The sequence below is a fragment of the Candidatus Electrothrix sp. genome (genome assembly GCF_052785085.1).
In genome coordinates, this window is record NZ_JALAAI010000030.1 from 1 (window position 1) to 24,619 (window position 24,619).

The 24,619-nt window shown below is 47.6% G+C and carries 23 protein-coding genes; 3 read left to right on the forward strand and 20 right to left on the reverse strand.

All coding sequences use genetic code 11. From position 1 onward, the window contains the following. Window positions 1-494: 494 nt before the first annotated feature. The 15 genes from L2082_RS06875 to L2082_RS06945 form a co-directional block, all read right to left on the reverse strand. A complete protein-coding gene (locus L2082_RS06875) occupies window positions 495-1,361 on the reverse strand; it encodes an NAD(P)H-hydrate dehydratase (RefSeq protein ID WP_446008222.1) in 867 nt (288 codons plus the stop codon). A 2-nt stretch (window positions 1,362-1,363) separates the two neighbouring features. Next, window positions 1,364-1,918, reverse strand: coding sequence for a DUF3343 domain-containing protein (locus L2082_RS06880; RefSeq protein ID WP_446008221.1), 555 nt, complete (start codon window positions 1,916-1,918; stop codon window positions 1,364-1,366). Between the two features lie 117 nt (window positions 1,919-2,035). Beyond that, on the reverse strand, window positions 2,036-3,010 hold the full coding sequence (locus tag L2082_RS06885; RefSeq protein ID WP_446008220.1) for a GDP-mannose 4,6-dehydratase: 975 nt from the start codon (window positions 3,008-3,010) through the stop codon (window positions 2,036-2,038). Window positions 3,011-3,027: 17 nt separating this feature from the next. Continuing rightward, the gene (locus L2082_RS06890; RefSeq protein WP_446008219.1) at window positions 3,028-4,179 is read right to left on the reverse strand and encodes a glycosyltransferase family 4 protein; all 1,152 of its coding nucleotides are present in this window, start codon (window positions 4,177-4,179) and stop codon (window positions 3,028-3,030) included. Between the two features lie 21 nt (window positions 4,180-4,200). Beyond that, complete coding sequence (locus L2082_RS06895) at window positions 4,201-5,007, reverse strand: glycosyltransferase family 2 protein (protein ID WP_446008218.1); 807 nt, start codon at window positions 5,005-5,007, stop codon at window positions 4,201-4,203. A gap of 28 nt (window positions 5,008-5,035) precedes the next feature. After that, entirely contained in the window at window positions 5,036-6,952 is a 1,917-nt protein-coding gene (locus tag L2082_RS06900) for a hypothetical protein (RefSeq protein WP_446008217.1), read from the reverse strand. A 203-nt stretch (window positions 6,953-7,155) separates the two neighbouring features. Then, the gene (locus tag L2082_RS06905; RefSeq protein WP_446008216.1) at window positions 7,156-9,309 is read right to left on the reverse strand and encodes an HAD-IA family hydrolase; all 2,154 of its coding nucleotides are present in this window, start codon (window positions 9,307-9,309) and stop codon (window positions 7,156-7,158) included. Window positions 9,310-9,501: 192 nt separating this feature from the next. Further along, the gene (locus tag L2082_RS06910) at window positions 9,502-9,723 is read right to left on the reverse strand and encodes a hypothetical protein (RefSeq protein WP_446008215.1); all 222 of its coding nucleotides are present in this window, start codon (window positions 9,721-9,723) and stop codon (window positions 9,502-9,504) included. A gap of 424 nt (window positions 9,724-10,147) precedes the next feature. Further along, on the reverse strand, window positions 10,148-10,597 hold the full coding sequence (locus L2082_RS06915) for a nucleotidyltransferase (protein WP_446008214.1): 450 nt from the start codon (window positions 10,595-10,597) through the stop codon (window positions 10,148-10,150). Between the two features lie 247 nt (window positions 10,598-10,844). Next, entirely contained in the window at window positions 10,845-11,177 is a 333-nt protein-coding gene (locus L2082_RS06920; RefSeq protein WP_446008213.1) for a DUF433 domain-containing protein, read from the reverse strand. Continuing rightward, window positions 11,174-11,527 carry a nucleotidyltransferase domain-containing protein gene (locus tag L2082_RS06925; RefSeq protein WP_446008212.1) on the reverse strand — a complete coding sequence of 118 codons (354 nt, stop codon included), beginning with the start codon at window positions 11,525-11,527 and terminating at the stop codon, window positions 11,174-11,176. Before L2082_RS06925 ends, L2082_RS06920 begins: the two co-directional genes overlap by 4 nt. A 239-nt stretch (window positions 11,528-11,766) precedes the next feature. Further along, window positions 11,767-11,904, reverse strand: coding sequence for a HepT-like ribonuclease domain-containing protein (locus L2082_RS06930; RefSeq protein ID WP_446008211.1), 138 nt, complete (start codon window positions 11,902-11,904; stop codon window positions 11,767-11,769). Further along, the gene (locus tag L2082_RS06935) at window positions 11,897-12,199 is read right to left on the reverse strand and encodes a nucleotidyltransferase family protein (RefSeq protein ID WP_446008210.1); all 303 of its coding nucleotides are present in this window, start codon (window positions 12,197-12,199) and stop codon (window positions 11,897-11,899) included. Before L2082_RS06935 ends, L2082_RS06930 begins: the two co-directional genes overlap by 8 nt. A 210-nt stretch (window positions 12,200-12,409) precedes the next feature. Next, the gene (locus L2082_RS06940; RefSeq protein ID WP_446008209.1) at window positions 12,410-12,970 is read right to left on the reverse strand and encodes a hypothetical protein; all 561 of its coding nucleotides are present in this window, start codon (window positions 12,968-12,970) and stop codon (window positions 12,410-12,412) included. A gap of 93 nt (window positions 12,971-13,063) precedes the next feature. Further along, window positions 13,064-14,116 (reverse strand): endonuclease NucS domain-containing protein, encoded by a 1,053-nt coding sequence (locus L2082_RS06945; RefSeq protein ID WP_446008208.1) that lies wholly within the window; start codon window positions 14,114-14,116, stop codon window positions 13,064-13,066. Between the two features lie 174 nt (window positions 14,117-14,290). Here L2082_RS06945 and L2082_RS06950 point away from each other — a divergent pair, with 174 nt between their 5' ends. Further along, window positions 14,291-14,623 carry a site-specific integrase gene (locus tag L2082_RS06950; protein ID WP_446008207.1) on the forward strand — a complete coding sequence of 111 codons (333 nt, stop codon included), beginning with the start codon at window positions 14,291-14,293 and terminating at the stop codon, window positions 14,621-14,623. On the opposite strand, the gene L2082_RS06955 is transcribed toward L2082_RS06950, so the two are convergent. The 4 genes from L2082_RS06955 to L2082_RS06970 form a co-directional block, all read right to left on the reverse strand. After that, window positions 14,566-14,949 carry a hypothetical protein gene (locus L2082_RS06955; RefSeq protein ID WP_446008206.1) on the reverse strand — a complete coding sequence of 128 codons (384 nt, stop codon included), beginning with the start codon at window positions 14,947-14,949 and terminating at the stop codon, window positions 14,566-14,568. The genes L2082_RS06950 and L2082_RS06955 overlap by 58 nt on opposite strands. 130 nt (window positions 14,950-15,079) lie before the next feature. Further along, entirely contained in the window at window positions 15,080-15,313 is a 234-nt protein-coding gene (locus L2082_RS06960) for a hypothetical protein (RefSeq protein ID WP_446008205.1), read from the reverse strand. Between the two features lie 134 nt (window positions 15,314-15,447). Further along, entirely contained in the window at window positions 15,448-16,905 is a 1,458-nt protein-coding gene (gatA, locus tag L2082_RS06965) for an Asp-tRNA(Asn)/Glu-tRNA(Gln) amidotransferase subunit GatA (RefSeq protein WP_446008204.1), read from the reverse strand. 319 nt (window positions 16,906-17,224) lie between these two features. After that, window positions 17,225-17,986 (reverse strand): class I SAM-dependent methyltransferase, encoded by a 762-nt coding sequence (locus tag L2082_RS06970; RefSeq protein WP_446008203.1) that lies wholly within the window; start codon window positions 17,984-17,986, stop codon window positions 17,225-17,227. A gap of 376 nt (window positions 17,987-18,362) precedes the next feature. Here L2082_RS06970 and mtaB point away from each other — a divergent pair, with 376 nt between their 5' ends. Continuing rightward, window positions 18,363-19,664: a tRNA (N(6)-L-threonylcarbamoyladenosine(37)-C(2))-methylthiotransferase MtaB gene (gene mtaB / locus L2082_RS06975; protein WP_446008202.1), complete on the forward strand. Its 1,302-nt coding sequence runs from the start codon at window positions 18,363-18,365 to the stop codon at window positions 19,662-19,664. Window positions 19,665-19,697: 33 nt separating this feature from the next. Here mtaB and L2082_RS06980 read toward each other — a convergent pair whose 3' ends face one another. Beyond that, entirely contained in the window at window positions 19,698-22,352 is a 2,655-nt protein-coding gene (locus tag L2082_RS06980; RefSeq protein ID WP_446008201.1) for a PEP/pyruvate-binding domain-containing protein, read from the reverse strand. A 616-nt stretch (window positions 22,353-22,968) separates the two neighbouring features. Between L2082_RS06980 and L2082_RS06985 the strand changes: the two genes are divergently transcribed. After that, window positions 22,969-24,507, forward strand: coding sequence for a leucyl aminopeptidase (locus L2082_RS06985; RefSeq protein WP_446008200.1), 1,539 nt, complete (start codon window positions 22,969-22,971; stop codon window positions 24,505-24,507). Window positions 24,508-24,619 lie beyond the last annotated feature (112 nt).

The window sequence follows — 24,619 nt, forward strand, 5'->3', positions numbered from 1 at the left end:
ACCAATTGAGTTCGTTTGTTAACATAAGTGCATCCTCCAATGTTATGATTAAAAAGCATTTTCATGGAGTATAACACGGTTAGCTATGAAAAACAGCCCGTTGAAGGTCAGGTGAAATTATCAGTTATTGATTATTGATCGAAAGAAAAAAGAGATCATAGTCGATCTACTCAAGAATCCTCCTCCCAAGGAAAAAGAAGGGATGAAGAAAAGCTGACTTTCATGCCATCAGTAAATAATTCGGGTTTACGTGCTGAACAGGTACTCGGTAAGTTGACCATAAAGAAAAACAAGGCCACAGGCATAAAGACTGGGGCCTTGTTTCAAACAAAAATTAGAACCACCTCCTGTCCCGCTATTCGGCAAAGACATCCTCAAGGATGGTAGCACTGAGAATGCGTTCGGACCAGACCTCAAGCATTCCGCCGGATGCTTCTTTCAGCATCTGGTCCATTGCCGAATATTTTACCCGACATTTTCCAGAGAAAATACCCCTATACCCCCAAATCCTTATGCACCTTCTCCAATGCCTGGGGCAGGCAGAGCAGGATTTCCTGAACCTGAGTAGCAGGAGTTGGCTGCGATAACTCGCCAGCAGCCCGATTAGCTCGGCCAGCAATCCGACAGGCCAATAAAGGATCTACCCCGGCATAGAGCATGCCACTGATCATTCCTGTGATCAGATCCCCGGTTCCACCAATAGGCTCCATAGTCTCAATGCTTGGTTCCCTGATGGTATCAACAATCTCTCCGTCCTGACAGATATAATCTACAGCCCCTTTGACAAACATGGTTTTGGTGGCGTTCTTACCTGCATAGGCCCGACGAATCAACTCTGGTACATCCTCTTCCATATTAAAGATAAAACCTCGGGTAAAACTGGGATGGTCTGCCTTATCATCAGCCAGAAAAGCAACTTCGCCCAGATCCGGGGTAAAGACATCGTAATAATGGGCATCGCCACCTGCCTTGGCCACGTACATACTGCCTGCATCGGCAATCAGGGCAGGTTTTTCTGCCATCGTGTCAATGGTCGCCAACACCTTTTTGTTCAGCTTCAAATCCGGCATCACGTAATGAAGGGTCATTACCTTGGCCCCCATTTCCGGGAGATGCTCTGCCAAGTACTTGTAAATGGCTTCACTGCCTTTGCGCATACCGATATCTCCGGCCACCATACCCATGGGCGCATCCACGCCATAATGCTGGCAGGTTATACAGGCAGAGGTCATCATGGCTTCATTGCCGCGATTAATGGCAAGTTCACGTCCGTCTAGGGTTATCCCTTTTTTAGTATAGGTCACAGGCCCTATCAATAGCGTGGGATCGTCAATAGGCACTGCTCCGGCTAATAACAACATAGTTAGGCTCCTATTTCCCGGACAAGCTCTTCCCGGGCAGTATTCAATGAGTAGGCACAAAGAGAAAAACCAACCTCTGTGAGATCAGGTGCCTCGTTGATGCGCTGACCAATGAGTTCCGTTGCCAAATAGGGAACATCTGGACAGCCGCCACCAGAGATATTGACAACGACTTTGGTTTCAGTATCAACGGTTATTTTCATATTTGCCGCTCTGACCATCAGGTATTTACCATACCATTTTTTGCGAACAAAATGAAGTGGCTCCATTCCTTCAGAAGTAATAGGAACAACGTCCAGCGGGGTAAGATTTGTTGTATTCAACAGCTCGGTAATAGCCGCCTCTGCTTCCATGGGAAATTCCACACTGAGATCACAACCAGTTCGATAGGATGGTGGCGGACTGACAACCCGAATTTCATATCCTTCTTCCCGCAGGATATGTTCAACATCAATAACCGTTGTGGGATGGGCAAAGATAAGCAAACCACGGGTGACATCCTGCTGGTCACTTTTCTCCTCTTGAGAGGGTTTCTCCTTTTTTTTAAACCATTTCATGGTGCTCTTTTTTTACTGAGGGTGAAAGAAAAATATCCTGCTCCCCAAGGGAACAGGACAAAGAATTATTCCAAAGTGTTGCATAACTGACTGGTTTTTATAAATAAAAAATACCAGTTAGTTTTGTACCAAGGTAGAGTTGTCTCGGCCCGCTCTGATCATTTCCCGTACCACATCTTCAAGAGCAAAACGGGCCTTCCAACCCATTTCCCGCTCCGCCTTTCCCGGATTGCCGCAGCCTTCCCGGATATCCGCTGGTCGCAGCAGGGTCGGATCACTGACAACATGATCCTGCCAGTCCAGGCCAACCGCCTCAAAGGCAAGAGCCACAAATTCTTCCAGGTACCTGCTTGTACCGGTGGCAATAACATAATCCTGCGGGGTTTCCTGTTGCAGCATCAGATGCATGGCCTCAACATATTCCGGGGCCCAACCCCAGTCGCGACGGATGTCCATATTGCCAAGCTGGAGCAGCTCAGTACTACCAGCAGCGATCCGACAGGCAGCAGCAATAATTTTCCCTGTCACAAAACGCTCCGGGCGCAAAGGAGATTCATGATTAAAGAGAATGCCTGTACAGGCAAAGAGGTCATAGGCTTCCCGGTAATTCGCCACAATCCAGTGGGCTGATGCCTTGGCCACAGCATAGGGGCTGCGAGGCCGAAACGGGGTTTCCTCATCAGCTTTGCTGCCACTGGTATCACCAAAGCATTCGCTGGATCCGGCATTATAAAATCGTATATCCCTGCCCGTGAAGCGGATAGCTTCAAGAAAATTCAGGGCTGCCGCGCTGATACTCTCCAGGGTTTCCACTGGCTGTTCAAAAGAGAGGCCCACGGAACTCTGACCGGCAAGGTTGTAGACCTCATCCGGCTCTGTTCCCTGCAATACCTGGAGCACACTGCGAAAATCGTTAATTGCCAGAGAAACTGTTTTTACCTGTTTCCTGATTCCTAAGTGATGTAAATTGCTGAATGAGCAAGACTGTGCATCACGGGAGGCCCCGTAAACCCGATACCCTTTTTCCAACAACAAACCGGCCAGATAGGCCCCATCCTGCCCTGATGCACCGCTGATCAATGCTGTTTTCATCTGTTCTTTTCCTTACCTTATTCCGCGGAGTTCGTAATGGAACGCAGCACCCGCAGTGTCTGTGCCGCAGTCCGTTCCCAAGTGAACGTTGCAGCCCATTGGCTACCCTGCCTGCCCCTTTCTGCACGCTCCTCATGAGACAATTGCAGTACCTCCATAATTTTGTCAGCAAGAAGAGACGGTTCAGCCCGTTCCGCATAAACAGCATACTGACCACCAACTTCCGGTAAGGAAGCCGCTTGTACAGTCACCACAGGGCGAGCTGCCATCAGAGCTTCCAGGACAGGAAGACCGAAGCCCTCATAGGTGGAAGGCAACACAAACACTGCGGCCTCTTGGTACAGGGCCTGCAAGTCTTCCTCTGCCAGCCCCTGCAATCGAATCACTCTGTTCGGAGCCTGTAAACGCTGGAGCTGTTCCTGAACAGCCTGCTCACCGCGACGCCCTTTACCCACTAAAACAAGCTGATGGGGAATCCGATCTTCAAGCAGAGCTAAAGCAGCAATCAGCTTGTCCACATTTTTATGGGGATAGGTATGGGCCACACAGAGAACAAAAGGCAAATAAGCCCCCAGAGCCTGTACCTGTTGAGAAGTATCACCTGCTGCCTCATTCCTGCGGGCAAAGGCACCAGTCACACCGAGCAATACCGGATGCACCTTTTCTGCTTTGGCAAAACCGTATGTTATAACCTCCTGCCGGGAAAACTCCGAAATAGTCAAAACCGCCTGACAACGGCTACAGGCTGTTCGGACAAGAATATCCAGGGTTATCCTCTCTAGCAAGCTCATATCTTCCGGAAAGCTCTTATACTGAAGATCACAGACCGTAACCGCCTGCGGAGAAAAACAGAGCGCCGGGGCTGTATATCCAGGTGACCAGAGCACGTCCACTGCTGCTTTTCTGGCAACAAAGGGCAGAAAAAACTGCTCCATAAAAATACGTAAAGGCCGCACAGCAGCAGGACAAGGAACCCGGTAAAACTCCACCCCTCTGTATTCAGCAAGATCTGCCTGAAGCAGGCTATGGTTTTCCTTATTGGTGAAAAGCACCAAGGTATCAGGGCTTTTGGAAAGAGCGGCCATAGCAATGAGGGTTTCGCACAGATAGACCTCGGTCCCCCCCACATCGCCCGGTACCATAAACAGGGTATTTATCCCGATACGCATATGCGTCCTGTTCTCCTCTTGCTATCCCTGCTGTTTTTTCCGTATTTGGGCCATTGCTGAGTAGCTACCAACAATCCCCCAACGAACAAAAAAATGAAACAACGTCTGGAGGCTAAAAGATCCTGCATCTTTTTTGACAGACAGGTATTCTTCCTTAAACTGGACCTGAAAATTCTGACCACTGATGGATTCTTCATGCCAACGAAAGGCAGCAAGCGGAGATCCAGCCACCTGTACGGCATCACCAGAGTGCCAAAGGCGGAGAATAAAATCATAATCCCAGGCAGCAACCATATCCTCTGGCAGTAAACCTGCCTGTTCCACGGCCTGCCGACGAAAAAACAAGGCTGGCTGGGAAAGGTAGTTAATACATTGATAGGTAAAACGCGAGGAGAATGGGTAAAAAAACTCCTTACAACGGGTAATGCCGGAACGAATCTCCTGCCCTTGCTCATTAATAATCGGGCAGCGACCAAAACAAAAGGCTGCATCAGGCCGAGCTTGCAGGGCTTGGGCAACACGCTCCAGGGTTCTTGGATAATAGAGATCATCTGCATTCAACCAGGCAATAACATCACCTGTTGCCTGTTGCAACCCCTTATTAATGGCATTGGCCGGACCAGTATCCGGTTCTATCACCGTATGAGCGATATTCTCTTGGTAGTACTGGAGAATCTCCTGAGAGCCATCTGTACTTCCGCCATCAATAACAATATACTCCAGCTCAATAGTACTCCCTGTCTGGCTGATGACACTCTGTAGAGTTTGTTCAAGAAATCTTTCGCCATTATAATTCGGCGTTATGATCGAAAAACGCGTGGATGTCATAATACTCCTGAACAGGTATCTGGAAAAATTATTTCGTTACGCAGACGACCTTTTTCCTGCAACACAGATCAAGGCTGGCAAAGGCGGGAAGAAAAAGCAACCCAACATAGAGGAAATAATAATATCGCCAATTAAAAATCCGCAAATACACCAAAGGCAGGGAACCAGCCAGCAGCATGGTACCTAAAATCGCTGTATGAGGGAACCACCAAAACAATAGCGTTAATATGGGCAACAGCCCAAGCAGCCAGACCGGATTCCAGGAAAATCGCACCCACGGTTCCTGATAACTCTTTTTGTATATCTGCATGGCGACCTTCCGCAGTCGCGGAAATTGTACAGTGTCTTTTTTATAGGGATATACATCCCACCAGCCAGAATGCTGGAGGAACCTCCAGGCATAGCGGTCATGAAAATAATAATGAAATTTATCCCATTTCTGTTCTTTCTGATTGATATTCAGGACCCCCATGTACTTTTGCATGGTCCAGCTTGCGTCTTTTGCCATACCTTCTAACGACAACTGTCCGGTATAGTTACGTATCTTCTGAGAAAAGAAACCTGTTCCTGCTGTTTTTCCTGCAAGATGCAGACCTATGAAAACGACCCCTCCGGCCAGCAACAGAGCCACAAAACCTGTAAGAACCTTTTTTACAGGTACCAGGCCAAGGACGAGAAAGAGCAAAGGCAGGACAACCAAATATACCAGACCGTTATGACGAATAAGCACCAGAGACAGTCCGAGCAGAACAAGGGAAAAAATTCGTTGCCAAGTCCATTGCAGACAGCCCTGCCGCCTTTCCCGATACAATTTTGTCAGCAAACAGGCCCAGAAGACCACCAGCAAGGCAAAGGGAATATCCTTCCAAAGCATAAGATTATACAGAGCGATCGGGACAGAGCACAGTATAAAAAGAAACCAGAAGGCTAATACCATGCCGGGCATTCCCTGCTGGTACAGCCAAAAACCGAACCAAGACATCAGCAGAACAACAAGGAGTATCTGCACAACAGGGACAACTGCGGGGTCATTCCATATATGATAAAGGTATTTATACAGGATCACATTCATGAAGGGGTGATCATTTGTAAAGACATCCGGCAGTACAGCGGCCCGCCATATTTTGAGGGAATCAACGGACATCACGCCGGGCCAGAATGCTGCGAGCCACGTACCGAACACCGCAATACCACTGCCGAACATCACCCAGAATACATATCGTTTTTCCGCAAAAAAAAGATTACGCAGTTCGCCGGTCTTGTAAACACGTTGAATAAGGGAAACCAACAACCATGCCGACAGCAACGCAAAGAGTATTTGCCAACAGAATTGCACCGGATGAAAGAAAGATCGCATACCCTGTAGCACATCGCGAAAGCGAATTTTGCCGAGAAGCGGTTGCTGGCCCTCAAGTAAATCAATAACTTTTTCTTTTCCGTGAATTTCTGCTGCAATGAGCTGCACCGGCTTCTCAGGATAACCACTCAGGATTTCCAGCTCATGCACAGGGTAACGCGGCAGCGGCATTTCCACGGAAAAAGAACCGTCAGGACCAAGGAGCCAATAATCAAACTGTTTAAATTTTGCTGCCTCATTGGCTATATACAGGTCATGTTCTTTCACTGCCCCGTTGACAGCAACAAAGGCGATTCCTGAATGATTATTTGTTCTGAATCTGAAACCAATATGTGACTTTGCCCGAACCGTGAAGGACGCCTGCTGCTCGCCGTTAAAATGCAGTTCTCCATTTGAATACGTTCCGTATTCTTTCAATTTTTTAAGATCAAAGGGTTCACCATCAATCACAATAGCAGTACAGACAACCTGCCTGCTCAGGGATGCTGACAACATTCTCCCTGTGGCACCTATGGTCACTCTGTTATTGTATTGCTCATCCAATGGTTGAAATGCCGGACGAAACACACGTTGCTCGTATGTATTCAATCCTTCTCCGCTGTTCCAGCGCACCAAAAGCAAAGGATTGCCTGATGTAGCCCGGCCCTGCAAAAGCAAGCGGGATGGCTCGAACCAACCATTGCTGAAAACAAAGGAGAGAAGGCACAGAAAAACAAGAACGACAGCTACCAACCCAAGACTTCTATGGGATGAAAAAGAGGGAAAAACAGACATGAGTATGAATTATACCCTCATGAAAACTCACGACGAAAACGCCTGTACCCATTGATACGGCGATAAAAATCCAGGCCAAGGCGACGCAGGATGATGGGCGGCCAGATTCCTGTCTCCAGGATAGCGGGATTCTTGCGCATCTTTATGAAGTTACGATAACGATCCCACAGCGAGAGATGTCCTTCCGTGCGGAAATCAGTATACTCAAACACGCCGAAATTCTCCAGATGATAGAGACGCTCAAAAAACTCAATTTCTTCCACAGTGGGGGTGAAGACCATTCGGGCATGGCGGCGAGCAAACCATTCCGGTTCTGGCAGGGTACAGCCTGAACGCAAAAAGGCCTGGTTCAACTGGCAGGCATCAGTATAAATCTGCTCCTGTAAGGGAAGTATCTTTTCACGAAAAAGCCTGCGTTCTTCGGGCAAATCCAAGGTGGTGACCAGCACCTCTCTGTTTTCGGGTTTCAGAACTCCTGCGACCTTGGCAGCTCTGTCCCCACCCACCCATTTCACGCGCTCTCTGATTTCCCGCTGATGATCATCCGGCAATGCGGCAAACTGCTCCGGGGTGAAATAACCGTCTGCACTGCCGTGAGAAGCACCAAGCATCATCTCGAACAGGGACCGGTTATTATTATACACATTAAAATATGGCAGAGAGCGGGTATTATCAAACAGAATCCCCTGCTTTTTATTATTCTCCAGAGGGTCTGCTGCGATCAGAAAACCAGTATAATAGCCCTGCATGGCAACACGGCCTTCCAGGATATTATAAATATTCTCCTGAATAGATCCCTTCCAGCCCACATCAACAATGGTCAGTCCGTCCTCTTCATAGTCGATTCCCAGCGAATCCAAATAGAGTAAAAAATTGCTTCGCTGCTGTTGTCGTCGCTCTTCATAAACCTGTTGAAAAGACTCTGCTGCCAGCAAGCTGGAAAATTCAGCACTCTCCACAAAATTGACCACCCGTGCCTCATATTCAATACCAATCTCTGCGCAGAGCGATCTGGACAAGGATTCTTCAAAATTCAGACTGAGAAGAAAATCCCTTGGGGCAATATCCCGATAATAAACCAAAAGACGGCTGAAATCTTCTTCCGCCAGAGGACGTAAAGAGGCAAGAAAAGTGGCTTTGCGGGAAACCAAAAGGTAGTGGGACCGAATAATCTGGCAACCAAAGAGGTCTTCCTGCATCCGATCAAAAAGTTTTTTCAGAAACTCCCCTTCCTTGGAAAAAAAGACCACATCCTGAGCCTGCTGTTCCTGCAAGGTCACTAAGAGCTTGCGGATAAAGTACCAGAGTGTGCTACTGATTTCCTTAAACACGCCCTCTGTGGATACAGCCTCTTCAAAACGCTGGCGCAATCGTGTGGATTCGCCGAGCATCTCTGGTTGCCAGCGTTCGTACATCTCCTTCTGCTGCGGATTGATGAGATAAAGAGCTTGGATCCCCAGGTCATCTGCTCGTTTCACATCAGAGTTAAGATTATCCCCGATCATAAAGAGCTGTTCCGGTGAACAGCCAAGTTCAGTGCAAACCTTCTGGTATAGACGGCCAGAACTTTTCGCCACTCCATGATCTGCTGAGATATAGATATGATCAAACAGACTCCTGATTCCCATGCTTTCCAGTATGACGTGAAACCAGGGACTGGGCAGATAAAAATCTGAAATCAGCACTGTGCTCAATCCCTGGTCCCGTAACCAGGCAAGAACCTGTATGCTCTCCTTGCAGGGCTGTTGCACGGCCCTTTCCACCACAGTTTCTATAGAAAGGATTTGCTCCGTAAAACGGGATTCGTCCTGAAGCGGGGGGATATTCCCCAGTGCTGGCTGTAACAAGGTGCGATACATGGGGGCAAAGGAATGCAGATAAAACTCCAGCTCTCCGCCAGCAGCCTGACTCTGAACACAGATCTCCCGTTCCAACTCCTGCCGCAGGGCATAAAGCTGGTCTGCCGGGGGGATGTTATACAACAACTCACTATGGAGCTTGGCAGCCAGCTGCTTGGTGTATTCTGGTTGGATCTCACGAACCGCTAAGGTATCAAAATAATCAAAGCAGAAATACTGCACTCCGGCATCCGCCTGTTGCAGGAGGTGTTCGCAGACGGTTTCCGGGCTATCCTTGCCGATGGTCCAGGTAACGAGCTTATCTCTGCTCATAATAAGCTCTTTTGGCTGTCATTGGTGAATTTCCTCAGAAAGTATAGTAGTACAGCAGGGTTCATATCAGAACTTTCCCCTTTTCCAGCACTTCTCTTGTGAAAGAGTTATCGGCTTTAATAAAATTATCCCATTCCTGCCTTGTATACACGATCAGATCCATAGGAACCTTATGTTGGATTATGTCAGTTGTTACGCTTCAGCTCTGATTGCAGAATTTTTTCTTTTCAGCTGTGCCGCCACCTTATATACCGGTGCAATCTCATATTCTCTCAGAAACCGGTTCATCGCCCGGATTTTTTCTCTCGGAGTTCCAGGAACAATTCCGTCCCCGACTGCTATCTGATTCCAGATATCCAGCAGATCACCTGTCCGATAGCCTTTGTAATTTTTCGGTAAGTTTTGCTCTTTCATCTTCGGCACCTGTTCTGTTGATCAGTTCAATGATAATCTTTGCTTCTTCAAATGTCAGGTTTCTTACAAGCTCCCGCGCTTTCACGGGAATGGTCGCATTCTTCAGAGCCTTGCGCATGGAACTAACTGTCTGTGGAGGAACCGAAAGTCTTGCGTTCCCGAAATATCCGGCTACGGCTCGCACCGATATTCCAATATGGTCAAGTGATCTGATAACCGAAGCGGCCGATCCTCCGGTTGTAAAATTATCATCCGTAATGATCAACTATTAAGTTTTTCAACCTCACCTCCTGCGCCGCCAAACATTAAAATCACTCGCCTGCTCAACATCACCGCAATAACCCGATACGGAACGAATCCTAAAATTTAATCCGAATTCTGCCGTTGTCCGCAGGTCGGATGCAATGGCTGGATGGCTATATAATCACGGCAATTGATCGAGATCACTGATATCTTTCGGTCTCCCGCTCGCTTTCTTATTTATTCTGAGATGCTCTGAATTGATGAGGTTTACCTTTATACCGTCAATAAAGTCAGCTATTCTTTTCTCATAGCATTCCTTAAAACTTACACCTGATATGTCAGTCAGCACCTCAATCCTGACAGGAGGCATTCCCATTCTTATCACCTGTCTTCTTTTCAGGAACAGATCAGCACTCAGCTCTGGTAGATCAAACCCGAATTCTTTCAGCACGCCGACCATCTTATCCGCATTTTCGGGAGAAGTCGCAATCCAGATATCCATATCTCCGGTCGCCCTCGGATATCCGTGATACCCTACAGCGAAACCGCCGATAAGCAGATATTCTACTTTATGAGAGTTCAGCAGTCTCAAAAACTCTCTGAAGTCTTTCGGTAAGTGGATTGTATCCATAAAGTATCTGTCTCATTAGTTCAACAGCGTACATGCGTTCAACCGGTTTTTTTGACAGCCAGTACTGTTTTTCGTCAGATTCTTCATCAAGAGAGCTTACTGAAAACGATGTCTTATCCATTCTGACACTGTCCAACGGCAATTTTTTTCGCATAAAATTATCACCTCACAAGTAACCTCCGGCAGCTCCGAAAAAAAGATTGATCAGACACCGGGTACACTGAAACTACAGATATTCATTTACCGCTCATGCGGCTCTGTTTTCCCGAAGCTTGGCCTTCAGTTTCGAGGACGTGTTTCTCCGCATGATTCCGAGAAACTTTTCGCTTTCTTCAATCTCTCTGTCGATCTCTGTCTGATGGTCGAAATAGTAGGCGAGAGCGGCATAAATATCCGCAAGGCTCAGGTCGTATTCCGCCGCGATTTCATCTGCGCTTTTTCCCAGATGATCGTGCCAGACCGCAATATTCCGAACCGTAATTCGGCGTCCCGCAATCCGGGGTCTGCCACCCGCTATTCCCGGAGTGACATCAATATGTCTGTCAAGACTGCCCATAACTCTCCCTCCATCTATTTTCATATCAGAACTTTCCCCTTTTCCAGCACTTCTCTGGTGAAAGAGTTATCAGCTTTCATAAAATTATCCCATTCCTGCCTTGTATACACGATCAGATCCATAGGAACCTTACGTTTTAAAAAAGTGAAATATTTTTTTACCGAAGAATAATTCGCGACTCTTTCGTCAAAATCCTTCGGCATACCGTCTTGATCCAGCACCACAATTAAATCTATATCGCTGTCATCGCCGACTTCTCCGTCTGCATACGAACCGAACAGTACGGCTTTATACGGATTCAGCTCGGTCAGAATATTTTTCAATTCAGTCAGGTAATTCCGCAACATGCTTTTATGCTCCATAATATATTTCACAGAAGCTCTTTCATTTAAACCTGTTCATGCGTTTCATCATACCATGTATCCCGGCTCTGCAAACATTATTTTTGCACCACACAGGAAAGATAGGGAGATGCTTTTGATATTAAAAAGCCCAAGCATTGCCGCGATGATCAGGGGGCATTTTCCATAAGAGGGATATTACCTGATGCGGGGAGAAGGGGCAAGGGGGATGGCCGATAGTGCGAAGGAATGCCCTGAAACCGGGCGGTGATTTAGTTTCGGATAACGGCATCCTGCGTTTTTATATCCTCAAAGAAATCACTACTGCTCATTGTTTCAGTATAGGCAGTTATTCGTTGCAACGCCTCTCTGATATGACTCAAAAAGTCGCTGTCCGTTCTTTCAGACATAAATAATGCTCCGCTCAATATCCCGGGCGATTCTTTTCACGGTTATCCTTCGTACACCTTCCGGTGTCAGAACGTCGGCCTTCTTTCCCAGAATATCCTCAAGATACTCTGTAAACTCGACGAATCGGAGACCGATCGGGCGTTCAAATTCCGCCACAAGGTCAACATCGCTTTCTTCCGTCTGCTCGCCCCTGGCATAAGAACCGAACAGGCCCAGCCTTTTTACGCCGTACTCTGCCATAAGATAGGGATATTTTCCTCGGAGAATTTCAGTAATCTTTTCTTTCGTCAGCATGATTCCGTTACAGTGTTCTATTTTTCCGCAGGATTTCCACAAGAGAATATTACCTGATGCAGGAAGGAGGGGCAAGGGGGATGGCGGAGAGTGCGAAGGAATGCCCTGAAGTTGATGGGATTCAGGGCGGTTTGCTTCATTCGGTATAACGTTGCCGCTCAGCCGCGCGCGCCTTTGGCGCGTCGGCTGGATTAGCCTTGTTATGCGCTTTCATGGAAAATACACCTTCATGACGGCTGAATAGACCATTGCGCTGATAATAGATAACAAAATTACATTTGCCACAAGCGAAGCAAGAAGGGTTGGCTTACAGCAGGAATAATATGGCTCTTTTCTAAATTCTTTGTCTCGATATTTATCAAGGCTTGGAAACTCGATGTTTACATTTGTATCAATTCGGCTGTCCCATTTCCTGTGAATACGTGAAGTTATTAATCTCTCGGCATGACGCCGTATGAGTTGAGCACCTTCTATGAAATTTTTGTAATTTGCTATGAAGTAATATGAACCCAATACTGCGCTAAAGAAAATAGTGATGCTACCATTTGTGTGGCCCAGCACCTGAGTTTTAATATGAAGACCGAAGAACTGCTCTAATTCTTTAGGGAGATGAACAAGAATTATGTTTTCTACATCCTGCCTTAAAGAGCCTTTATCGATATTGCTATTTTCTCCATCAGCGTTCAAATAACGCCCTTCTATCTTTGCTTCATAGTTGTAGTCAAGATGAACGTTGAATATGAATTCACGTTTTTTTCGGAAGATGCTCATGACTCTCCTTTTTTACGCATAACGCCAGCCATCACCGGCGGGAATGGAGCGCAGCGGAATTCCCGTCCGTGTGCATGGCTTTGTTCGGCATTTTCATTGTTTCAGTCCGTGTTGCTTCACCGCCTTCTCGACGGACTCGCACCACTGGACAAGACTGTCGATTTCCGGCTCCGTCAGGGGTCGGGTAATCTGACATTTCAGGTCTCGTCCTGCAGGAGCAAAGAGACCTGTTGCCTCTGCCTGCTTCCATAGTCTCTGAATCTCGTCCTCGGGCACTGCCGACTTCTTCTCTACTCCGCCACGGTCCCGTAAGGTTGTCCGTAACGTTTGTTTGTAGACGGAGTCAGGTGGATACACGAAACACACGGCGACGTGTGTGCCGTCTAAATCAACATTCAGGGAGAACCCCTTTGTACCCCAATGGATGGGCATGGCTCTGGACTTTGCCAGTTTCAGAATCCGTGCAAAAACGGCTTTGCCGTTTTCGTCGGCAGAGGCAAGGAATGCATCTTCTGTCACAACAGGTAGGGAACCAGACGAAACCTGCTTCGGTTTCTCCGATTCCGTCCCGACAACGATCTCTTGCGAAAGCAGACGGGTACCTCCGTCTGCTTGGAAGAATGTAAACTCCACACATGTGACACGAAGGCCCTTGGAACGAAGGAAAGTCGCTGTCTGCCGGATCTCAGGCGTAACACGTTGACCGACAATGACAATGCGTTGATCTTTGTTGAATGCGACCGCCTCGTCGGAACCCAGCTCAAAATACTCCCGGTGGTGTTCGGCAAGGCTCAAGGAGTCGTCATTCAGGTACGACCGGAGAATCCCTTCAAGCTGAGCGGTGTCCAGTCGTTCAGCAAAGGAGACGTATTCGAGGGACTGCGCAATCGTATCGCGTGGTGTTCGATCTCGCTTCAACTCGACTACGACGACATCGCCCTCGCGGTCGAGGCCGAGAAGGTCGATGAATCCGCCGAAGTTTGTAACAACTTGCCGTCCGATGATGAGGATTCGTCCGTCTTCGACAATCCCGTCGGGATTGGATTCCAGCCAATCTTCCAGCACGGCCTCCGCGTGATCGACCTGGAAAGGCGTTTGCACGTATTCGCTGAATTGGCCGTCAGGTTGTACGCCGAAGACTCTCATATTCTCCTCTCATGCCGAACAGTATTAATAAGTGGAAATTTGTCCTGCTATTGACCGTAATAGGTACCGCAAAAATCCACTTATTCAGATATTGACACGGTAAAAGCGGAAACCTTTTCCACTTATCAATTTTCACCTACATCTTTCCTCTTATCATGATATACAGCAGCTAACATGGAAAATAAAAAGAGTAAACAAAAATTTCGTCCAAATCCGAAGCTTAAATTGATGGAGCAAGTTCATGAAGTTCTTCGCTATCATCACTATGCCTACAAGACAGAGCAGACATACAGTCAGTGGATCCTCCGCTACATTAATTTTTTCGAGTGCAAGGTTCACCCTGCCGAACTCGGGGCTGGTGATGTTGAACGCTTCCTTTCTCATCTTGCTGTTGAACGGAAAGTATCCGCATCCACTCAGCGTCAGGCATTGAACGCTCTGGTTTTCCTTTACCGACTCTCTCCTCCCCCCTCATCTTCCGGCTTGTTCCCGCCTTTACGCGGATGATGATTGATTTCACTCAACCGCTTACCCCCCGCCATCTCGTATTCATTGCTGTCCCTACCGAACTTCACCTTCACCCCGGAGAGCATCTGCGAAGACATATCGCGAAGATCCTTTTCATCCGTATCGAAGTTATTACCCGCCGCATCAGCCCGGGCAAGTATCCCGTTATAGGTATCTTCGGATGTCTGTGTTTTGTTTATCCGGGCTTCAAAAGCCGCAACGGTGAGGCCATTGCCTAAATCCAGGTTCGGGTCGATTGCCTTGAGATTGGCGAGACGTTCAAGGGCTTCTGCGATGATGCGTGAGGATCTGCGACGAAATGCCATGAGCGGGCCTCCTTTGGGAAGAATTATTCTTTTTAAGAAAGGGAGTTGCAGCGGAAAGTAAATAAACTGTAAAATGTTTACGCTCTTTTGTCAAGCAGAAAAAAGCATGAGCAAAGGAAATCCTGCCCGATCAGACTTCCTGAACGGCAGACAACAAAGGAGCCTTGATAAACAAAATTCCTTTGCTGTCTATCAAGACTCCTTCCTGGTTTAACAAAACTTCTTCCTTGATAATCAACGCTCCTTGGTTGATAACAAATGCTTCTTCGTTGTTTAATAAAACTCCTCCGTTGATAAACAACACTCCTCCCTTGTTTATCAAGGCTCCTTCATGGATAATCAGGACTCCTTGTTTGATAATCAACGCTTCTACGTTGATGAGCAGGAATCCTTGGTTGATTGATAAGACTTCGTTGACAGCGAACAGGACTCGCTGTCAGGCAGGACGATCTCTCTACGGGAATTTCCTCGACCTTTCTTTGAAAAACAAAAATCAGATTATAGCTCTGGACACTTCCCTTTCACACCAGCCCGCAGTTCCACATTCCAGGCAGCCCGCAATAAGGCCTCTTCCTGAAAATGGCTTGCCTGCAACTGCATTCCAATGGGCAAACCATCAGCAGAAAATCCGCAAGGCACTGAGAGACTCGGTGTTCCGGCCAGGTTGGCTGAGATGGTGAGGATATCTGACAGATACAAGGCTAACTGATCCCCGCTCTTTTGCCCGATCTTCCAGGCCGGTGTTGGTGAAACCGGGGAGGCCAATACATCGCACTGGCTAAATGCCTTGGCAAAATCATCCTTAATCAGGGTACGGACCTGGGATGCCTTTTTATAATAGGCATCATAATAACCAGCAGACAGGGCATAGGTTCCGATAAGAATACGCCGTTTGACCTCATCGCCAAAGCCCTGAGATCGGGTCTGCTTATACATATCAATCAGGCTGTCTGCATCAAGATCCCGCTTGCAATAACGAACTCCATCAAACCGGGCCAGATTAGAGCTGGCCTCTGCCGGGGCGATCAGATAATAGACCGCAACGCAGTATTCAGTATGAGGCAGGGAAACTTCCACGATCTCTGCACCTGCCTCCTCAAGCATAGCAATACCAGAGCGCACGACCTTGTCCACTTCCGGGTCCAGTCCTTCACTAAAATATTCATGAGGAATGCCCACCCGAACGCCCTGCATACCATCCTGGAGGGCTGCGGTATAATCTGGTACTGCCTGTTGGATTGAAGTGGAGTCACGGTTATCATGACCGGAGATGGTATTCATCATCAGGGCGCAGTCTGCTACATCCTTGGTCAATGGCCCAACCTGATCCAAAGAAGAGGCAAAGGCCACTAACCCGTAACGGGAAACCCGGCCATAAGTAGGTTTCATGCCCACGACACCACAAAGGGAGGCGGGCTGACGAATGGAGCCCCCGGTATCAGAGCCTAAAGAGGCCAGGCATTCGCTGGCAGCCACTGAGGCCGCAGAACCACCACTGGAGCCACCAGCCACATAGCCAGCCTTCCAGGGATTTTCCGGCGTACTGTACGCACAGTTCTCATTGGTGGAACCCATGGCAAATTCATCCATACTTACCTTGCCCAGCAGAACCGCATCAGCATCATACAACTTTTCCACCACTGCGGCATCATAGGGTGGGACAAAACCCTCCAGAATCTTGGAACCACAAGTGGTGGGCATGGTTTCAGTGCAAAGCACATCCTTTATAGAAAGCGGCAATCCGCAGAGCATACCGCCTTGGCCTGCCTGCAATTTTTTATCTGCGGCTTCTGCTGCGGCCATTGCCTGATCCTTATGCAGACTCAGGTAGGCCTTGACCCTGTCCTCGACCTGATCAATACGATTAAGGATGGATTCGGTTAAAGCAACAGAGGTGATTTCACGGGCAGCCAGTTTGTCTTTTGCCTGCTGAAGGGTTAGGTTATATAAATCCATGGATGTATCTTGTTCTCAACTCTACGGATGATCTTTTATGAAGAGACAATAAGGCTCAGGTTGTTTCCCTGAGCTGATATTTTATGAACTCGTTAAGGGTACTTTGCTTTGCTACGGAGACGGTTTTACAATACCAGCACCTTGCTGTCAACACAACCTCTTTGCTGTATGTTTTTATGTGAGCAAGGAGGGCAAGATAAATGATGGAGAGAAAAACAAGGCCTGAATCGTGCTGGAGGCAGGGCCTTGTTTATCAATGGGGAGGGGAAAGAGCCTGTTTTTCGGTGGCTCCCACCCCAGTGAACAGTGTTTGTAAACATCAGCATTTGCGCCGCAGCACCCAAATCTCCAGCAAAGCCCATTCTTCACCGGGGTAGTTTTCCTGCTCCAGCTGCGACATGCGGCGGTGGCGCGTGGCGGTACTGCCGACAAAATCCAGTCGATCAAGCAGAATACGCTTGGTGGCGTCTGCTTTTTCCAGGCTGAAGGGATTAAGAAAGTTCACCAGCATATAGCCTTCATTGGGATTACTTGCAAAGCTGTCCACGAGACCTTCAATGGCTTCTTCATCCAGATAAACCAGTGACGCAGTGGAGATGACAACATCGGCATTCGCCATCACCTCATTCACTGAACGGCCCTGCTCTTCCGACGGGGCGTTAAGATCTGCCACAACCACCTCATCAAACAAGCCACTGCTCTTGCCATACGCCATGGCATTGGCCGAGATATCAATACCTGTGGTGTGGGCAGGAAAACGTCGTGGTGCGTCAATGGTTTGACAGGTCTGCGCATCGCACCAGTTATTGCGGATGGCGTCATAATCCATACCGTTAGCCAACGCCATGGTGGTATTGCCGAAGCAGGAGCACAGGTCAACATAATTCAGCGGAGTGCCATCTGCGTTCTTCTCCTTGACCCAAGGCAGAATCAACCGATCAAAGGTCTGACGGTTAAAATCGTCGGAAATATACTCCAGCTCGTCCAGGATCCGCTCCTTAAACGGTACCGGGGTCTCAGCGACATAAATATCGTCAAAATGCTGCTTTTTCTCGTCGGTCTTGATTTGTGACTGGCTCATGAAATTCTCCAGGGATTTAAAAATTTAAATTTACACCTCGGTGGAAAGCGCATTCCGGCCGAGGTGTACAAGGGCACCAATTTTTCGCATGAGCCTACCTTATTGCACTGTTTTTTTCAGTCCTTTTTTGGATGAGAAGGGTAAAAAAATATAAATCCAGTATGATAAGGAATGAGACGGCCATTCCCTGGCAGAAAAAAAGGAGCGGGTGGCCCACTTTCCGGCTGAGGAGGATTGAGTGTTGCGTTTTGGGGCGAAAAAGGGTACTGTTATGGATTTGGAACGGGGTTACGACTATAATTTTCATGCAGAATTTAAAAGAAAAGCACTTTTTTCGGCCTGATCGGTCTATGACAAATTAATGGGCGCAAACAGCATGTCCCCCCAAAAAATCGCTGTGACGACTCTGGGGTGCAAAGTCAATCAGTTTGAATCCGCCTCCTTTATCTCTGGATTCGAGAAACAGGGCTGTGAACTGGTTACCGCCCTTGAAGACGCAGATATTCTGGTTGTCAACACCTGTGCAGTCACAGCGCGGGCAGGCCAACAATCACGCCAGTTGATCCGCAAGCTGAGAAGAAAGAATCCCCAGGCCCGTTTGCTCGTGACTGGCTGCTATGCCCAAATGACCGCAGATGAGCTGCCAGAGCTTGTTGCAGATACGTCATTGGTTGTTATTGGCAATGCAGATAAGCACCTGCTGGTCAAGGCAGCACTGGAACAAGATACGTACCCATCCATCACAGATATCGGGACAGCCTGTGAAATTTGCCCGTTGCCGGTTCAGCGATTCAGCGACAGAACCAGGGCCTATCTCCGCATTCAGGATGGTTGTAATAATTTTTGCTCCTACTGCATTGTCCCTTTTACCCGAGGACGGTGTCGGAGCCTCCCGCTGGCAGAGGTCTTGCATCAGGTAAAGGTCTTTGCTGAAGAAGGTTACCAGGAATTGGTGATTACCGGAATCAATGTGGGTAAATATGGGTCAGATCTGGCAGAGGGAGAAGACATCTACTCCTTGCTGGAAACCCTCTGCTCCTGTTTTCCAGCAATGCGGATTCGCCTCAGTTCAGTGGAGCCAACCGAGGTCAATGAACGCCTCCTTGATCTCATGACAGGCTTTCCCAATTTCATGCCCCATCTCCATATCCCCTTGCAAAGTGGTGATAATGGCGTATTAGCACGAATGAAGCGCAAGTACAGCACAGAATTTTTTGCTGAAGTGGTTAATCGGGTTCATACGGTTGCACCTCATGCTGCCATTGGCTGCGATATCCTGGCTGGTTTTCCGGGCGAAGATGAACAAGCTGTGGACAGGAGTTATAATTTTCTTGCTGACCTGCCCGTTACCTATCTCCACATTTTCCCCTACTCCCTACGCCCTGGCACGGCTGCGGCAAAATTCCCTGATCAAATACCCGGCCCGATCAAAGATGCACGGGTGGCCCGTTTACAAAAACTTGATAAACAAAAAAGGCAAGCTTTTTATCAGCAGCATTGCGGGACAATACAAAACGTTCTCTGTGAGGGCAAGGATAAGCAGGCAGGCGTACTCAAAGGATTTTCTGCAAATTATATCCCGGTGTACTGTAAAGGAGAGGCTTCATTGGTGGGAAGCGTGGTTCCGGTTCAACTCCTCAGAAATGAGGATAACAGGGTTTTCGGAAAAATTATCTGACCGGAAAAATTATCTGACCGGAATAATGAGGGTTTAACAGGCTGTTACTATTTTTTTTTCGTTGGCCTGTTTCTCCTGCTGACTGGACTCAAGAATCTGTACCTCTCCTTTTTCTCCGTTTATCCACAGGAGGTCGCCTGTCTGAATCTGTTGAATACAGCCTGCAACATCAACAATACAGGGTAAGCTATACTCGCGGGCAGCTCTTCCGGCATGGGAGAGATAACTCCCCACTTCCACAACAGCACCGCCAGCTGTGAAAAAACACGGGGTCCAGCTCGAATCTGTATAAGGAGCCACCAAGATTTCCCCTGAGCAAAGCTCTGAGCTTTTTCGGGAATCTACAATTACTCGGGCCCGTCCTGTATAACTGCCTGGTGAAACCGTTTGACCTGGAAGAATCTTCTGAGATTTTTTAGTAAGGTGGGAGTCTGGCAGGGCTATACCAATGGTTCTGGCAGGAGTCCTTCGTGTTGCCCTGATAAAATCATGACGCCGCTGATGGATGCGCTCCTCAATATCAGGCCAACAGAGATTTCCTTGCTGAATATGCGTAATTTCATGAAGCTGGAGAAAAAAAATATCTCCTTTGCATTTTAATACCCCTTGCTGCATAAACTCTTTTTCAAGACAAAGTAATTTTTGGCGCACAACCGACATGGCCATCAGGTGGTAGGAGCGCGAGTTTTCACCAAACTTGAGTAATCGCTTGCTTGCCCGTGAGAAAAAATTCAGAAGATACCAGCGCAGACGCAAATGGCGTTCCAAAGGAAAGGTTTCCAGTTTCTCCTTAATCATCTTGAGAAGGCGAGCATCTTCTCTTGATAAATCAAAACGATGTTGGTTGTCAACCGAAGCAAGGAGACGTTCCTGGATCAACCGGATAACATGATGAGGATGCTCTTTCCATCTGGCAGATTGCAATTCCAACTCTTTTGCTGCTCTGTAACCGTGTTTTTCCAGAAAACTTTTAAACAAACGAAGAAAAGGCCGGGCATTGGGATTTTTTTTCAGGGCGGTTATGACCTGATCAGGAGGGCGATTCAGGAATTGTTCGCGAATTGCAGGGAATTGTCCTGCTTTTACGACAAGTTGATCAAGAGCAGCATGCATTCCTCCGGATGCAGGACTCTTCTCTCCAATGCGAAAAAGAGCAAACACTTCGGAATGAAGTTCAGGCAACCAACGCTGGACCAGTACTCTGAAAAAAAAGAAAGGGAGCAGGTGCTGTACAGAAGAAGCATTCATCCATAAAGGAATGGTATCAATGGGATCAAAAAGTTTGGGCAGGAGACTGAGCCGTAACAGGCTTCCTAAGAGGCTACAACTTTTTTTTTCCTTAACATGAGGAAGCAATGCATGATCATCGGCTGCAATATTTTCCGATATATTTCGGGATCGAATCCAAAAAACGCCAAATAATAAATATGCGCCAAACCAAAGAAAGAGAGATAGCGGTAGTTTGCGTAACGAAAATTTTCGCAAAGCCAGGCCCTCATGAGAAAATGAGCTGGAAAAAAAATCAACCAGTTCATTATCGGACAGGCTTAACGGAAAAAAAGGTCGGATATACTTAATGTTAAGATAACAATATCCATTGATAGGACGTAATACCGGCGAGGCTGCCAGGGAAATCAGATGGTCAGTCAGTGGTGTTAAAGGCTCTAGCGGACTGTTATTATTGACTGATTGAAACAGGACATACTGTCCTTCAGGCTCTGCTTGTTGCCTTCTGGATCCCATAAAAGAGATTGGGAAAGACTGGAGAATAGAGCAATATCCATCGGCAATGGCCCATTCCACATTCTGGTGTGAACCAAAATGTTTTTTCGCCTTGAGTGCCCAAGTGGCCACTGTTTTAAGGAGGTCTGGACTCAGGGTTTGTTGCTGCTGAAGCCCAGGCGGCACCTCTGTCAGCCGAGAAGATGCTTTCTTCTGGAGTTGACCAGGAACCATAACGGTTTTTTCAGCAATTCGCTGATCAATCACCTCTAATGTCTTGCAATCCAAAGTATAGCGGTCTGGAGTTACCCGTCCATCAACAAGAGCTGCTCCCATGCCCCAGGATGCCTCAATGATAACTTCATCTGCACCTGTAACCGGATCCGCTGTAAACGTAGTGCCTGAAATTTCCGAGCAAATCATTTCCTGGATGATCACAGCCATTGCTGCTGAATGCTCAATACCGCATGCATTGCGGTAGCTGACTGCTTCTTTGCTCCAAAGTGAGGCCCAACAGTATTGAATCATCTGAAGAAGGTTAGCACGCTCAACATAATAATACGTTGCATGCTGTCCAGCAAAACTTACTTCTGCAAGGTCCTCTGTTGTTGCAGAGCTGCGCACAGCACAAAGGGTTTCCGCTTTCCTATTACCTACCAGTTGCTCATGTGCAGCAAGAATACTTTCTGCTAATTCACCAGGAAAACTGGCATTGGTAATTGTATTACGAATAACGCCACAAACACGGGAAAGCTCTTCCTTGTTCGCCTTATTCAGAGAGTGTAAAAGTTTTTGCAGGCGGAGGGAGGCAAAAAAGATACTGTATGCCTCTGCTGAGACCACAAAGCCCGAAGGAATCGGAAAACCTTCCCCTGCAAGTTCTCCCAGATTCGCTCCCTTTCCACCAACCCTAGTGATGTCCTTCTTGCGGACAGCGGAAAGTGTACTAATATATCTGTTGGCCATTGTAGAAATATTATTGTCGGTGGTGAGACACTGGAGTGGTGCTTATTTATACTCCTTTGTTCCTGTCAGCGACCGACTGGCTCTGTGCGACCGACAATATCAGATAAAAATAAAACTGATTCGACAGGAAATGCTTTCATCAAACCGGATAGTTCAAGCCTCCCTCTTGCATGTTACCTCTCATGCATAGGAAGAGTTCTCAGTATAAATTGTATCGTAGGGCATTCTTCCCTATTTCGCAATATTTTTCACACCCTTCACTCTAATAGATTGTAATCTATATTACTTGCTTCTTTTTCTTGGTACCTTTTTATGAACGTACAAACAGTTTCTCTCTACTACAGGATGTTTGCCATTTTCAACAAGACAGCCCTTTGACATATCTTTCTGAGAAAAAATACTGGAAAACAAAGGTGCTGCTGTGCTAGAAAGAAAGTTCTTAGCGTTTATTCTAAGCATTTTACTCGAACTTCATCAGGATCATCCTGTGGCAAACTCAGCACTTTATAAATAAACACCCATCCCTCCCTTTGGGAAGGGATAACAAAAAATAAAGGTTGATCGAATGGTTTCAAGGAATCATCCGCTACTTTCATGTAAAAATAAAGGGGAAAATATGATATTTGAACTAAACAACAAAAAACCGGAAATGTTCAGCGGAGATCTGCTGGTCTATTTTATTCAGGAAACCGAGGAGAAGACAGTACCGTGTCCATCCAAGGCCGTGCGAAGAGCCTTAAAAAATGCCTGGAAGAGCGGTGATTTTATTGGCAAGGAAGGCCAGACCTTTTTGTTTTACCCGTCTGCATCAGTAAAAAGCCCTACTGCCTATCGGGTACTGGCTGTTGGTCTGGGCAAACCAGCGGATAAAAATGATACTAATGCATTGCGCGAACAGATACGATTAGCTGCCGGAACAGCTGTCCAGCAGACAGCAGGTCAGAAGATCAAGAGCATGATGGCTGTCCTGCCGGAGGAAACAGGACTGGCAGATAAAGAGGTTGCAGAATGTCTGACTGAAGGTCTCATCCTGGGTTGTTATTGTTTTGATAAATATAAAAGCAAAAAGGACGATGAGCAAGAAGTGGTGAAGATCGAATCCTTTTCGCTTCAGGCCGGAACCCTTGATCCCCAGGCTGTTCAGGAAGGGATGAGACAGGGGAAGCGGGCTGCTCAGGCTGCTTGTCAGGCCAGAGACATGGCCAATGAGCCAGGGAATGGCTGGCCTCCAGCTAAGTTTGCTGAATTTGCGCAACGATTAGCACGAAAGCATAAACTCTCCTGCGAGGTTATTGAAAAAGATGCCATGCAAGAAATGGGCATGGGCGGCATTCTGGGAGTAAACCAAGGTTCTGCGGAACCACCTAAGCTGGTTATTTTAAAATATCAGGGCGGAAAAAAGAAAACAGATCCCACCATCATGCTTGTGGGCAAGGGATTGACTTTTGATTCCGGTGGTATCAGCCTCAAGCCGGGCCAGGGAATGGAGGAGATGAAGTATGATATGTGCGGAGGTGCTGCGGTGATCTGTGCCATGCAGGCCATTGCCCAGGAACGACCTAAAGGAATCAATGTGGTGGCCCTGGTCCCATCCACAGAAAACCTGCCTGCTTCAACCGCTCTGAAACCCGGTGATATTATCACCCATTATAACGGCAAGACCTCAGAAATTATCAATACTGATGCAGAGGGACGTTTGATCCTGGCAGATGCCCTGGCCTATGGCATAGAAACCTATGCACCAGATGCGGTCATTGATCTGGCTACCCTGACCGGGGCTGTCATCTTTGGGCTGGGCCATCATCGAACCGGCTTAATGGCAACAGATGATAGCTTGGCAGAACAACTACTGGCTGCTGGCGATCGGGCTGGCGAACCCCTGTGGCGTCTTCCTTTGGGGCCGGAGTATTCCAAGCAGATCAAATCCCAGGTGGCTGATATCAAAAATACCGGCGGCAGAGGTGCAGGGAGCATCACTGCTGCGGCCTATCTTCAAGAGTTTGTTGGCGACACCCCTTGGGCCCATCTTGATATTGCCGGGACTGCCTGGAATTTTACCGAAAAAAGCTATATTCCCAAGGGGCCGTCCGGGATCGCTGTGCGCACCTTAGTGGATCTTGTCCGGCATTGGCAGGGGAAAAAGAAGAAAGGGTGATCGGGCGGTAGGGGCAGGCCCCTGTACCTGCCCCTATTACCGCACGCAACGGTCAGAGCGAACACAGGGATTCGCCCCTACGCAAAATACGTTGTAACGAAAAATATCAACC

Bases quoted from the DNA above. Each gene is read 5' to 3' on its own strand.
- L2082_RS06875 (WP_446008222.1), bottom strand. From the start codon at position 1,361: ATGTTGTTATTAGCCGGAGCAGTGCCTATTGACGATCCCACGCTATTG.
- L2082_RS06880 (WP_446008221.1), bottom strand. From the start codon at position 1,918: ATGAAATGGTTTAAAAAAAAGGAGAAACCCTCTCAAGAGGAGAAAAGT.
- L2082_RS06885 (WP_446008220.1), bottom strand. From the start codon at position 3,010: ATGAAAACAGCATTGATCAGCGGTGCATCAGGGCAGGATGGGGCCTAT.
- L2082_RS06890 (WP_446008219.1), bottom strand. From the start codon at position 4,179: ATGCGTATCGGGATAAATACCCTGTTTATGGTACCGGGCGATGTGGGG.
- L2082_RS06895 (WP_446008218.1), bottom strand. From the start codon at position 5,007: ATGACATCCACGCGTTTTTCGATCATAACGCCGAATTATAATGGCGAA.
- L2082_RS06905 (WP_446008216.1), bottom strand. From the start codon at position 9,309: ATGAGCAGAGATAAGCTCGTTACCTGGACCATCGGCAAGGATAGCCCG.
- L2082_RS06910 (WP_446008215.1), bottom strand. From the start codon at position 9,723: ATGAAAGAGCAAAACTTACCGAAAAATTACAAAGGCTATCGGACAGGT.
- L2082_RS06915 (WP_446008214.1), bottom strand. From the start codon at position 10,597: ATGGATACAATCCACTTACCGAAAGACTTCAGAGAGTTTTTGAGACTG.
- L2082_RS06920 (WP_446008213.1), bottom strand. From the start codon at position 11,177: ATGAAAATAGATGGAGGGAGAGTTATGGGCAGTCTTGACAGACATATT.
- L2082_RS06930 (WP_446008211.1), bottom strand. From the start codon at position 11,904: ATGTCTGAAAGAACGGACAGCGACTTTTTGAGTCATATCAGAGAGGCG.
- L2082_RS06935 (WP_446008210.1), bottom strand. From the start codon at position 12,199: ATGCTGACGAAAGAAAAGATTACTGAAATTCTCCGAGGAAAATATCCC.
- L2082_RS06940 (WP_446008209.1), bottom strand. From the start codon at position 12,970: ATGAGCATCTTCCGAAAAAAACGTGAATTCATATTCAACGTTCATCTT.
- L2082_RS06945 (WP_446008208.1), bottom strand. From the start codon at position 14,116: ATGAGAGTCTTCGGCGTACAACCTGACGGCCAATTCAGCGAATACGTG.
- L2082_RS06950 (WP_446008207.1), top strand. From the start codon at position 14,291: ATGGAAAATAAAAAGAGTAAACAAAAATTTCGTCCAAATCCGAAGCTT.
- L2082_RS06955 (WP_446008206.1), bottom strand. From the start codon at position 14,949: ATGGCATTTCGTCGCAGATCCTCACGCATCATCGCAGAAGCCCTTGAA.
- gatA (WP_446008204.1), bottom strand. From the start codon at position 16,905: ATGGATTTATATAACCTAACCCTTCAGCAGGCAAAAGACAAACTGGCT.
- L2082_RS06970 (WP_446008203.1), bottom strand. From the start codon at position 17,986: ATGAGCCAGTCACAAATCAAGACCGACGAGAAAAAGCAGCATTTTGAC.
- mtaB (WP_446008202.1), top strand. From the start codon at position 18,363: ATGTCCCCCCAAAAAATCGCTGTGACGACTCTGGGGTGCAAAGTCAAT.
- L2082_RS06980 (WP_446008201.1), bottom strand. From the start codon at position 22,352: ATGGCCAACAGATATATTAGTACACTTTCCGCTGTCCGCAAGAAGGAC.
- L2082_RS06985 (WP_446008200.1), top strand. From the start codon at position 22,969: ATGATATTTGAACTAAACAACAAAAAACCGGAAATGTTCAGCGGAGAT.